At 77.5% G+C, this 12,877-nt stretch carries 4 protein-coding genes; all 4 read left to right on the forward strand.

The window, feature by feature from the left end; translation table 11 throughout:
- Nucleotides 1–34 precede the first annotated feature (34 nt).
- Genes A6F73_RS24260 through A6F73_RS24275 form a run of 4 tightly spaced genes read left to right on the forward strand, consistent with a single transcriptional unit; the run spans nt 35 to nt 12,873 of the window.
- Nucleotides 35–988 carry a 3-hydroxyacyl-CoA dehydrogenase family protein gene (locus A6F73_RS24260; protein ID WP_244293484.1) on the forward strand — a complete coding sequence of 318 codons (954 nt, stop codon included), beginning with the start codon at nt 35–37 and terminating at the stop codon, nt 986–988.
- On the forward strand, nt 985–2,880 hold the full coding sequence (locus A6F73_RS24265) for a non-ribosomal peptide synthetase (RefSeq protein WP_063349719.1): 1,896 nt from the start codon (nt 985–987) through the stop codon (nt 2,878–2,880). Before A6F73_RS24260 ends, A6F73_RS24265 begins: the two co-directional genes overlap by 4 nt.
- A gap of 19 nt (nt 2,881–2,899) precedes the next feature.
- A complete protein-coding gene (locus A6F73_RS24270) occupies nt 2,900–7,486 on the forward strand; it encodes a condensation domain-containing protein (protein ID WP_063349720.1) in 4,587 nt (1,528 codons plus the stop codon).
- Nucleotides 7,483–12,873, forward strand: a complete 5,391-nt coding sequence (locus A6F73_RS24275; RefSeq protein ID WP_063349721.1) for a non-ribosomal peptide synthetase — start codon at nt 7,483–7,485, stop codon at nt 12,871–12,873. The genes A6F73_RS24270 and A6F73_RS24275 overlap by 4 nt, the downstream gene beginning before the upstream one ends.
- Nucleotides 12,874–12,877: the final 4 nt, after the last annotated feature.

The following is a 12,877-nucleotide window of genomic DNA, read 5'->3' on the forward strand; positions in this document are numbered from 1 at the left end:
CGGGCCGCAATCCGTCGTGACCAGGAAGGACACCGTGCACCCGCAAGACACCCAGAACCGCGAGGCAGGCGAGGCCCGGGCGGCCCGCACCGACCGGATCCCGGTCGGGATCGTCGGCGCCGGCACGATGGGCACCGCCGTCGCCCAGGTCTTCGCCGCGGCCGGGCACCCCGTGGTGGTGGTCGACCGGCAGCGGGCCGCCCTCGACGCCGGCCCCGGCCGGCTGCGGGACGGCCTGCGCGCCGCGCGGCTGCTCGGCCGCCGCCCGGCCCCCGGTGAGGCTGGTGCCGGGACCCCTGCCGAGGCCCGCCCCTCGGCGGCGGAGACCGTCGAACTGGTCGATTGGACGGACGAGTTCGGGCGGCTGGCGGCGGCCGGCTTCGTGGTGGAGTGCGCCTCCGAGCGACTGGCCGTCAAGGAGCAGGTGCTCCGGGAGCTCGACCGGGTCTGCGCCCCCGCCGCGGTGTTCGCCTCCTGCACCTCGGCGATCCCGGTCGAGCGGCTCGCCTCCTACACCGACCGGGCCGACCGGGTGCTCGCCACGCACTTCATGAACCCCGCCTACCTCAAGGAGACGGTCGAGGTGGTGCGGGGCCCGGCCACCACCGCCCGGACGCTGGAGACCACCCTTGCTCTGCTCGCCGGGGTCGGCCGCCGCGCCCACGTCGTCCGCGACTCGCCGGGTTTCGTCTCCAACCGGGTGCTGATGCCGATGGTCAACGACGCGGCCGCCCGGGTGCAGGAGGGCGTGGCCGACGCGGAGACCGTCGACCTGATCTTCCAGGAGTGCTTCGGCCACGCCATGGGCCCGCTGCGCACGGCGGACCTGATCGGGCTCGACACCATCGTCGACACCCTCGACGTCCTGCTGGAGACCACCGGCGACGAACGGTTCCGGCCCTGCGACCTGCTGCTCGACCTGGTGCGGCGCGGACACTTCGGCCGCAAGACCGGGCTGGGCTTCCACGCCTACGGGACCCGCCCGTGACCGCCGGCCGTCCGGCCCCCGACGTACTCGACCTGATCCGGGAACGGTTCCGCACGCTGCCCGACCGGACCGCCGTGGCGGTCGGCGGGCAGAGTCTGACGTATCGTCAACTCGACATCGAAACCAAGGCGTTGGCCGATCGACTGGCCGCCGTCGGGGTCGCCCCCGGCCGGCTCGTCCTGATCCACCGCCGCCAGGGCGTGCGCACCGTCGTCGGCATGCTGGCCGCGCTGCGGCTGGGCGCCGCCTGGTGCGTCCTGGAACCCGATCGCCCCGCCGCGATGGTGCGCGCCCTGCTGCGCGACAGCGGCTGCGCCGTCCTGGTGTACGACGACGGCGACCCGGCCACCCCGCCCGCCGCCGTACGGGAGCTGACGGCCGGCTGCGGGCAGCCCGTCACGGCGGTGGCCGAGAGCGGACCGGCCCCTGCTCCGGCCGTGGCCGCCGGCCGGTCGGACGCCGTGGTGCCCCCGACCGCACCGGCCTACGCCGTCACCACCTCCGGGACCACCGGGGAGCCCAAGGCCGTCCTGGTCTCCCGCGGCGCGCTCGCCCACCTGGTCGCCTCCCGCGCCGAGGACCCCGCCGCGACCACCTTCACCGCCTCCCGGCTCTCCTGGGACGCGCCGCTGTTGATGCTGTTCCACACGCTCTGCGGCGGCGGCACGGCGGTGCTGCCCGACGAACGGGCCCTGCCCGACCCGGAGGCCGCCGCCGCGCTGATCCGCCGCCACCGGGTCGAGGTGGCGGTCGGCCCGCCCTCGTTCCACCTGCTGGTGCTGCCCCACCTGGCCGGCGCCGACGTCCACCTGCGGCAGTGGATCGTCGGCGGGGAGGCGCTGTCGGCCGCGCAGGCCGAGCGGCACCGGGCCGCCCTGCCCGGCACCCGGCTGGTCAACGAGTACGGCGCCACCGAGACCACCGTCACCGTGCTCGCCCAGCCGGTCACGCCCGCGTCGCTCGACCCCGTCCCGATCGGGCGGTCCACCCCGGGCAACCGGATCCACCTGCTGGACGAGCGGCTCGCCCCGGTCGGGCCCGGGCGAACCGGCGAGCTGTACGTGGCCGGGCCGCAGGTCGCCGAGGGCTACGCCGGCCGCCCGGCCGACACCGCGCTGCGCTTCCTCCCCGACCCCTTCGCCACCACCCCCGGCGCCCGGATGTACCGCACCGGGGACCTCGCCTCCGCCGACCCCACCGGGGCGCTGGTGTTCCGCGGCCGGGCCGACGGGCAGCTCAAGGTGCGCGGCGTCCGGGTCGAACGCGAGGCCGTCGAAGCGGCGCTGGAGCGCCACCCCGCCGTCCGGCAGGCCGCCGTCCTCGCCGTGACCGGCCCCGACGGCGCCACCGCGCTGGCCGCGTGCTGGCTCCCCGCCGACCCCGCCGCCCCCGCGCCGGACACCGCCGAACTGCTGGCGCACTGCACCGCCCTGCTCGGCGGCCAGGCCCGGCCGGAGCGATTCGTCCGGGTGGCCGGCTTCCCGCTCGCGCCGTCCGGCAAGACCGACCTCCAGGCGCTGCGCGCCCTGCTCGCCGAAGACCCCGGCGAGCCCGGCGGACGTGACGAGCCCGCCGAGGCGGACGGGGCCCCGCAGCTCGTGACGCGCTACTGGACCGAGGTCCTCGGGCACGGCGACTTCGGACCGGACGACGACTTCTTCGCCGTCGGCGGCAACTCGCACCGGATCGTCGAACTCCACCTGCGCCTCGAAGGCCGCTGGCCCGGCGCCGTCCGCGTCGGCCGGCTCTTCGACCTGCGCACCGTCGCCGAGCAGGCAGCGGCCGTCGCCTCGGAGGCCGTCGCCCCGGAGGCCGCCACCCGGGAGCCCGTCGCCCCGGCGGCCGGACCGCCCACGGGCGGCGCCCGGCCCGACGCCGCGTACGAAGTCTGACGAACGGGAGAGAGCAGCAGTGACCAGGACCCCAGCGACGGCCCCCGCCGACACCGACATCGCCGTCGTCGGCATCGGCGCCCGCTTCCCCGACGCCGACGACCTGGCGGCCTTCCGGGCCAACCTCGCCGCCGGCCGGGACTCCGTCGGGGACATGCCCGCCGCCCGGGCCGCCGCCACCGGACTCGACCCGGACGCGGGCTACCTGCCGATGGGCCACCTCGCCGACGTCCACACCTTCGACCACGCCTTCTTCGGCCTCTCCCGGCGCGAGGCCGCCCTGATGGACCCCCAGCAGCGGATCGCGCTGGTCCTCGCCCACCAGGCCGTCGAGGACGCCGGCCACGCCGCGAGCGCCCTGCGCGGACGCCAGGTCGCCGTGGTGCTCAGCGCCGCCGCCTCCGGCTACCTCGGCGCCGCCACCGAGCCCGGCCCGCTCAGCGCCCTCGGCAACGTGCCCTTCGCGCTGCCCGCCCGGATCGCCCACGTGCTCGGCTTCGAAGGCCCCTGCTACGCCGTCGACACCGGCTGCAACGGCTCGCTCGTCGCCGTCCACCAGGCCTGCCGCGAACTGCGCGACGGCGAGGCCGAGTACGCGCTCGCCGGCGGCTTCAGCCTGCGCCCCGGCGGCCTGCCCGCCCGGCAGACCGAAGGCATGACCGAACTCGTCTCCCCGAGCGGCCGCTGCCGGGCCTTCGACGCCGACGCCGACGGCACCGCCAGTGGCGAGGGCGGCGCCGTCCTGCTGCTCACCACCCTCGGCCGGGCCCGCGCCGACGGCACGCCCGTCCACGCCGTGATCCGCGGCAGCGCCGTCCGGCACAACGGCCGGGCGGCCGCCACCATCAGCACCCCGAGCGCACCCGCGCACGCGGCGGTGATCGGCGCGGCCTGGCGCGCCGCCGGGCTCGACCCCGCCCTGGCCGGCTACCTGGAGGCGCACGGCTCCGGCACCCGGCTCGGCGACGCCGTCGAACTGGAGGGCCTGGCCCAGGTGTTCGGGCCGCGCGGGTTCGGGGCGCGGGGCCGGCGGCTGCCGATCGGCTCGGTGAAGACCAACGTCGGCCACCTCGACCACGCGGCCGGGATCGCCGGCCTGGTCAAGGCCGTCCTCGCGGTCGGCCACGGCGAGCTGTACCCGTCCCTGCACTTCCGCCGGCCCGTCGACGAGGCCGCCCTCGAACCCGTCGAGGTGGTCACCGCGCTGCGCCCCTGGGAGGGCGAGGAGCGGATCGCCGGCGTCAGCTCGTACAGCCTCGGCGGCATCAACGCCCACTGCGTGGTCCAGCGGCCGCCCGTGCCGCCGCGCGGCGACCGGTCGGGCACCCCACGGCTCGTCGGTGTCTCCGCGCGCAGCCGCACCGCGCTCGCCCGGCTCTGCGCCGACCTCGGCGCCGCGCTGACCGGCCCGGCCGCCCGCGACACCGACCTCGACGACGTCGCCCTCACCCTCAACTCCGGGCGCACGCACTACGGGCACCGGGCGGCGGTGTGGGCCCGCGACACCGCCGAACTCGGCCGGGCCCTGCTCGAACGGGCGGCCCGGCTCGACGCCTCGGCACCGGCCGGCGGCGCCCCGCGCGGCGGCCGGACCAGGCCGCCCGCCGTCTGCCTGCTGCTCTCCCCGGACGCCGTGCCCGACGCCCCCGGCCCGGCGGAGCTGCCCGACGCGCTGCCCGCCACCGGCCCGGCGGCCCGGCTGCTCGCGGGCCAACTCGCCCTCCACCGCGAGCTGTCGCGCTGCGGCGTGCCCGTCGGGACGGTGCTGAGCAGCGGCGCCTCCCGGTACGCCGCCCGGTATCTGCTCGGCACCCTCACCGCCGAGGACACCCGCGAACTCGCCACCGCCGCCGCCACCGGAGCCGAGGCCGCGCCGCCCGACCGGGACCGGCTCGTCGCGGCGGCCGAACGGCTCGCCGCCGCCGGACCGGTGGTGTTCCTCGACCCCGGCCCCGGCGGCGTCCTCGGCCGGCTGCTCGCCGAGCGGTTCGGCCCGGAGGGGCAGGACGGCGCCCGGCTGGTCACCGCCGCCGGTGACGGCGACGGAGGCTTTGCCGCGCTGCTCGGCCGGCTGTACGAATGCGGCCTGGACCTGGACTGGACGGCGCTCGGCCCCGAGCCCGGCACCGCCCGGCGGCTGCGCCTGCCCGGACACCCGCTGGCCGCCACCCCGTGCTGGATCCGGCCCGCACCGGCGGCCCCCGCCCTGCCCGTCGCGTCCGCGGCGCCCGCCGTCGAGCGCACCGGGACCGGCCCCGCCGAGGACCCCGAACGCTGGCTCGCCGAAGTCCTCGGAGAACTCCTGCACAGCGAGCAGCCGCCCGGCCCGGAGGCCGACTACTTCGAACTCGGCGGCAACTCGATCATCGCCCTCCAGCTCGCCGACCGGATCCAGACCCGCTTCGGCTTCCGCCCCCGGCTGCTCGACGTCTACGAACACCCCGCCGTCGGCGCGTTCGCCGACCTCATCCGCCGCCGGGCCGGCGCCCCCGCGGCCCCCGCCCTGCCGCCGATCACCCCCCGCGACACACCCCCCGTCACCTCCTTCGGCCAGGACCGGATCTGGTTCCACCACCAGCTCGACCCCGACACCACGCTCTACAACCTCCCGATGGTCAGCCTGATCAGCGGCCCGCTCGACGTCGACGCCGTCCGCGGCATGTGGCACGACCTGATGCTGCGCCACGAGGTGCTGCGCTCCAACTTCGCCGAGGAGGACGACGAGCCGGTGCTGCGCATCAGCCCGGAGCCCGGCGACTTCTTCACCTTCCGGGACGTCTCCGCGGATCCGGACCCGCTCGCCGCAGCCCGCGAACTCGTCCGGCAGGCCGCCGAGCACCGCTTCGACCTCGCCCACGACCCCCTGGTGCGGGTGCTCGTGGTCCGTACGGCCCCCGAGCAGCACGTGCTCCAGGTGACCATGCACCACGCCGTCAACGACGGCGCCTCACCGCGGATCTTCGAACGCGAGCTGCCCGAGCTGTACGCCGCCCGCCGCGAGGGCCGCCCGCACCGGCTCGCGCCGCTGCCCGTCCAGTTCGCCGACTACGCGGCCTGGCAGCGCGAACTGGTGGCCGGTTCGGCCCTGGACGGCGAACTCGCCTACTGGTGCGAGACCCTGCGGGACGCGCCGGTGCTGCGGCTGCCCACCGACCACCCGCGCCCGGCCCGCAAGGACCACGCGGGCGACCTCGCGGTGTTCACCGTGGACGCCGCCCTGATGCGGGAGCTGCGGCGGCTCGCGGCCGACCGCTCCGTCACCCTCTTCGTGGTCCTGCTCGCCGGCCTCTACCTGCTGCTGGCCCGCCGCAGCGAGCAGGACGACCTGGTCGTCGGCATCCCGACCACCGGGCGCAACCGGCCCGAACTCGAAGGCCTGATCGGCTTCTTCAACAGCACCGTGGCACTGCGCGCCGACCTGTCCGGCGCCCCGTCGGTGACCGCCTTCCTGCACCGGGTGCGCGCCGTGGTGCTGGAGTCCCTGGAGCACCAGGAGATCCCCTTCGACCGGGTCGTCCAGGCGCTGACGGACGAGCGCGATCCGGGCCGGAGCCCGCTGTTCGACGTGTTCTACGTGCACCAGGAGCTGCCGCCGATCCAGCAGATCGAGGGCACCTCGACCGGGTACTTCGACATCGGCCACAGCGCCGGCAACCTGTTCGGCGGCCTGCCGGCGGGCACCGCCAAGTTCGACCTCACCCTGATCACCTCCGACCGGGTCGGCGACGACGCCATGACCGCCTGCCTGGAGTTCAGCACCCAGCTGTTCACGGGGGCGACGGCGGCCGCGTTCGTCGAGGAGTACACGGAGCTGCTCCGTGAACTCGCCGCCGCCGACGGCGAGTTGCCGATCTCCCGGCTGTGGGCCGGGGCGCCGGTTCCCGCCTCCTCCGACGCGGCGCTGCCAGCCGCCCCCGCCGGCCCGCCCGGGCCCGTCCGGCTCGACGTCCCCACCGACCGCCCCCGCCCGGGCCGCCCCGACTACACCGAGCGCAGCGTCACCGTCCCGGTCGACGAGTCGCTGCGCGGCGCCATCGCCCGGTTCGGCCCGCACCCCGACCGGGTGCTGCGGGCCGGCTGGCTGGTGCTGCTCTCGTGGATCGCCGGCCAGGACGAGGTGGCGGTCGGCCTGCCCGGCGGCGCCCTGCTGCGGGCCGACCTCGCCGACGAGCCCGCCTTCACCGACCTGCTCGGGCGCACCACCCCCGACGGGACGGCCGGCCCCGGAGCCGAGCCCCCGGTCCGCTCCCGGGGCGACGGGGGAGGCCGCGGCGTCGGTCACGGCGCCGCCCCGGGCGGGGCCGAACTCGACCTGGGGTGGCGGGCGGAGAGCGGCGCCGCCCCCACGGCGCTGACCGTGCACTACGCCCCCGAACTCTTCGACCCGCCGACCGCGACCGGCTTCGCCACCGGCCTGCGCGAGCTGCTGCGCGGCCTGCTCGCCGAGCCCGACCGCCCGGTCCACGACGTGGCGGCCGACTACGCCGACTACGCGGACCAGGCCGACGGTGCGGACCACGCCGACCACGCCGGCCACGCCGACCACGGCGACGCGCCCGAGACCGTGACCCCGCACCCCGACGACGACACCGTGAGGGCCCTGTGAGCAGCTCCACCGCCACCCCGCTCGACGCCGCCCGGCGTGCCGTCCTGCGGGACACCCCGCTCCTTCCCGCCGACTGCGTGGCGCGCCTGGTCCGCTTCGAGGGCCCGGTCGGGCTGGACCGGCTGCGCCGCGCCGTGGCCCGGGCCCTGGCCGAGCGCCCGGACCTGCACACCGGCTACCGCGCCGCCGCCGGGGGCGGCCCCGGCCTGCTCCGCCCGGCCGACCCGGCCCAGCCGCCCGCCGTCGCGGTGATCGACCTCGACCCGGAGGAACTGGACGGCTGGCTCGCCGCCGAGCTCGTCCGCCCGCTGGACCTGCTCGGCGGGCCGCTGCTGCGCCACGTGCTGATCCGCCGATCCGACGGCGGGCTCAGCTGGTTCCAGCGCCACCACCGGCTGGTCGACGACGACGCCGGGCTGGCCGCACTCGTCCGCCGGGCCGGCGAGCTGTACGCCGAGGACGCCGCGGATGCCGAGACGGCCCCGGCCTCCACCGGCACCTCCGTTTCCACCCCGGACCCGGACCCGGACGCCGACCGGGCGTACTGGCGGGAGGTCCTGGGGACCGCCGGCCCCGAGCCCGCCGCCGCCCGCCCGGCCGGGGCCGTCGCGCCGCCGGCCGAGCTGCCCTGGCTGCCGGTGGCCGACCCGGCCGCACTGGCCCGGGCCGCCCGGGCCGGCGGTGCGGGCCCCGCCGCGGTGCTGCTCGCCGCCGCCGCCGTCCACGCGCACCGGCTGACCGGCGCCCGGGAGCTGCTGCTCGGACACTGGCGCCCGGCGCCCGGCCCGGGCGGCCGCGGCCTGGTCGTCCCGGTGCGCCTGGCCCCGGCCCCCGGGCTCAGCTTCACCGCCGTCCTCCGGCAGGCCGGCCGCGCCCTGCGCGCGGTCCGGCGCCACGGCCACCGGCCGGACCTCGACCTGCCCTGGGGCCCGTCCTCCGGGTACGGCCTGGTCACCGGGATCGCCGACAGTGCCGAGCGGGTGGCGTACGGCCCCGGGACGGTCGCCGTCCTGGCCCGCGCCTGGGGCGAGCCGCTGCCCGGCCTGTTCCTGCGCGCCGACCCCACCCCCGGCCCGGCGGACCGGGACGGGGCGTGGCGGGTCGCCGCCGGCGGCCACGGCGCCGACCCGGCGGCCCACCGCCGGCTGGTCCGGCTGCTGGCGCGGCTGGCGGCCCGGCCCGACGAGCCGATCCACTCCTTCGACCTCGCCGACGGGGACGAGCTCGCCCTGCTGCGGAAGGCCAACGCCACCGAACACGCGGTGCCCGAGACCACCGTGCCCGCGGCGTTCGCCGCCCAGCTGGCGCGGACCCCGTCCGCCGTCGCGGTGCGCGGCGGGGGAGAGGTGCTGGACTACGCCGAACTGGACGGGCGCTCCGAGCGGATCGCCCGGCGGCTCGCCGGCCTCGGTGTCGGTCGCGAGGACGTCGTCGCGGTGCTGCTGCCCCGCACGCCCGCCCTGGTCGCGGCCGTGCTGGGCGTGCTGAAGGCGGGCGCCGCCTACCTCCCGGTCGACCCGGGCCACCCGCGCGGCCGGGTGGAGTTCGTGCTCGCGGACGCCCGCCCCCGGGTGGTCCTGACCACGGCGCAGCTGGCCGCCGCCGTGCTGCCGGAGCCGACCGCCGACGGCCCGTCCGTCGTCCTGCTGGACGAGCCCGCTGCCGAGCCCGCCGGCCCCGCGCCCGCCGGTCCCGCGCCCGCCGGGGCGACGCCCACCCGCCCGCTGCCCGGCAACGCGGCGTACGTCATCCACACCTCCGGCTCCACCGGGACGCCGAAGGGCGTGGTGGTCACCCACCGGGCCGTGGCCAACCTCGCCGCCTGGGCGGCGGCCGAGCTCGGCCCCGAGGCCCTCTCCCGGGTGCTCGGCTCCACCTCGCTCTCCTTCGACCTGTCGGTCTTCGAGCTCCTGGTGCCGCTGTTCACCGGCGGCAGCGTCGACCTGGTGGACAACCTGCTCACGCTGCTGGAACGCCCGGACTGGTCCGGCAGCCTGGTCAACACCGTCCCGTCGGTGTACCAGCAGGTCGCCCGGGCCGAGTGGGTGCGTGAGCGGGCGACGACCTACGTGTTCTGCGGCGAGCCGCTGCCCGCCGCGCTGGTCCGCCAGGTGCACGCCCGCACCCCGGACGCCCGGGTGCTCAACCTCTACGGCCCCACCGAGGCCATCGTGTACGCCACGGCCGGGGCGTGCCCGCCCGGTGCGGACGGTGAGCCGTCGATCGGCGTGCCGATCGGCAACGTGCGCGCCCACGTCCTCGACCCGGCCCTGCGGCCCGCGCCGGTCGGCGTCACCGGCGAGCTCTACCTGGCCGGCGACTACCTGGCCCGGGGCTACGCCCACCGGCCGGGGGCCACCGCCGAGCGCTTCCTGCCCGACCCGTTCGGCCCGCCCGGCGCCCGGATGTACCGCACCGGGGACCTCGCCCGCTGGACCGCCGCCGGCGAGCTGGAGTACGCCGGCCGCACCGACCACCAGGTGAAGATCCGCGGCCACCGGATCGAACTCGGCGAGATCGAGGCCCGGTTGACGGAGCTGGACGGCATCCGGCGGGCCGTGGTGGTCGCCACCGACGACGGCGAGGGCGACCGCCGCACGACGGCCTTCCTGGTCGCCGCCGAGGGCCGCCCGGCCGATCCGGAGGCCGTCCGGGCGGCGCTGCGCGAGGTGCTGCCCGCACCCGTCGTCCCGGCCGCCCTGGTCTTCCTCGACGACCTCCCGACCAACGCCAACGGCAAGACCGACCGCGGCGCACTCGCCGCCCTGGCCGCCGGAGCCGTGGACGGGGCGTCGCCCGAGCCCGCCGCCGCCCCGGCCGCCGGCCCCGTCGAGGTGCTGCGCGAGCTCTTCGCCGGCGTCCTCGGCCTGCCCGAAGTCGGCCCGGACGACAGCTTCTTCGCCCTCGGCGGCGACAGCATCCGCTCCATCAAGCTGCTCCGCCGGGCCCGCCGGGCCGGGCTGGCGCTCGCCCCGGAGGACGTGTTCGCGCACCCGACCCCGGCCGGACTCGCGGCCGTCGCCACCGCGCTCGACCCCGCCGACCAGGGCGCCGGCCGGCCCGCCGACGGCGAACTGCTCCCGCTGGACGCCGCCGAACGCGCCTGGTTGCAGGCCCGGTTCCCGGGCCACCGGGACGTGCTGCCGCTGACACCGCTCCAGGAGCGGCTGCTCTTCCCCACCCAGCACAGCCAGGGCGGCGGCGGGGCCTACGTGATGCGGCTGTGGATGCTCTTCGACGGGCGGCTCGACCCGGCGGCGCTGCGCCGCGCCGTCGAGGCGCTCTGCCGCCGCCACCCGAACCTGGCGGCCGGGTTCGTCCGCCTCCCCGACGGCCGCCCGGTGCAGGTCGTCCCGGACCGCCTGCCGCCGTTCACGGAGCTGGACCTCGGCGGCCTCACGGCGGCCGAACAGGAGGCGGAGACCGAGCGGTTGGCCGCCGAGGCGAGGACCACCCGGTTCGACCCGGCCGACCCGCCGCTGATCCGCTTCACCCTGCTGCGGCTGGGCCCCGGAGAGGGCGTGGGAGCGCAGCGGTACCGGTTGGAGGTGGTCGCCCACCACACCCTGATCGACGGCTGGTCCAACCAGCTCCTCCTGCCGGAGCTGTTCGCCCTGTACCGCGACCCGGCCGGACTGCCCGAGCCGGTGCCGCTGCGCGCCCACCTGGCCTGGCTGGCCGGCCGGGACCACGAGGCCGCCCGCCGGGCGTGGCGCGAGGCCCTGGCCGCGCCGATCGAACCCACCCTGGTGACGCCGCCCGGGCTGCCGCCCGCCGCCGGGTGGCCGGGCCGCCGCTACCGGCCCCTGGGCGAGGAGCGCACCGAACGGCTCGGCGCCCTCGCCGCCGGGCTGGGCATCACGCTCAACACCGTGCTCCAGGCCACCTGGGCGCTGCTGCTGGCCGAGCGGACCGGCCGCCCCGACACCGTGTTCGGGATCATCGTCAACGGCCGCTCGCCGGAGCTGCCGGGCTCCGAGTCCGTCATGGGCTTCCTGATCAACACCCTGCCGCTGCGGATCACCCTGCGGCCGGAGGAGTCGCTGGCCGGGCTGCTGACCCGGGTCCAGCGCGAGCAGGTCCGGATGATCGCCCACCAGCACCTGGGAATCCCCGCCATCCAGCGGGCGACCGGCCTCGGCGAACTCTTCGACACCGTCATGGTGTACGAGAACTTCCCGCAGTCCGGCGACCAAGGCGACGCGCTCCCGGGGGTGCGGATCACCGGTTCGGGCAGCGAGACGGCCGCGCACTACCCGCTGTCGCTGATGGCCATCCCGAGGGACGGCGGACTGGAACTCGACATCCTGCACCGGGAGGACGCCGTCGACGCCGAGGCCGCCGACGCCCTGCTCGCCCGGCTGCTGGAGCTGCTCGACACCCTCGTCGCCGAGCCGGACACCACCGTCGGCGCCCTCGGCCTGCTCGACTCCTGGCCCGCGACCGCCGGGCCCGCCCGCACCCCGTTCCCTGCCGACGCCGCCGCCGACGCCGCCGTCCCCGCGCCGCCCGCCGACGGCCTGGAGCCCATGCTGGCCACCCTGCTGCCGCTGCGCTCGACCGGCACCGGGGCGCCGCTGTTCTGCGTGCACCCGGCCGCCGGGATCGGCTGGACGTACGCGGCGCTGCTGGGGCCGCTCGGCGACCGGCCGCTCTACGTCCTGCAGTCCCGCGGCCTCGACGGCCGGGGGCCGCTGCCGGCCAGCGTGGAGGAGGTGGCCGAGGACTGCGTGCGGGAGATCCGCGCCGTCCAGCCCGACGGGCCCTACCACCTGCTCGGCTGGTCGTTCGGCGGCCTGGTCGCCTACGCCGTGGCCGCCCGGCTGCAGGAGCAGGGCGCGGAGGTGGGCCTGCTCGCGATGCTCGACAGCTACGTGCTCGCCGACCTGCCCGCCCGCTCGGAGGCCGAGGTGCTCGCCGAGCAGGGCCACGTCCGTAACGCCCTGCTGCGGCTGACCGGCGTCGACCGCCCCGCCGACGCGCCCGCGCCGACCGCCGAGGAGTTCCTCGTCCTCGCCAAGGACTCCGACTCGCCGCTCTCCGTCTTCTCCGAACACCACCTGACCGCGCTCGCCGAGGTCTACGACAACAACGTCCGGCTCGGCCGCGCCTTCCGCCCCGGCCGGTACCGCGGCGACCTGCTCCTCATCGAGGCCGTCCCGGAGACCAGCGGGCCCGTCCAGGACCCGGAGAGCTGGCTGCCCCACCTCGGCGGCGGCCGGCTGCTGCGGCACCGGACCGACCACGGCCACCAGGACCTCGGCGGCCCGGCCGCCCTCCTCGACCTCGCCCCGGCGCTGCTCGACCGGCTCGGCGACCCGTCCGGGCCGCACGGGTCACCGAGCCCGTACGAGTCGCACCAGCCGCACGAGCCGGAAAGGAGCTGACCGG

The organism is Streptomyces sp. MJM8645 (assembly GCF_001625365.1).
Classification (GTDB): domain Bacteria; phylum Actinomycetota; class Actinomycetes; order Streptomycetales; family Streptomycetaceae; genus Kitasatospora.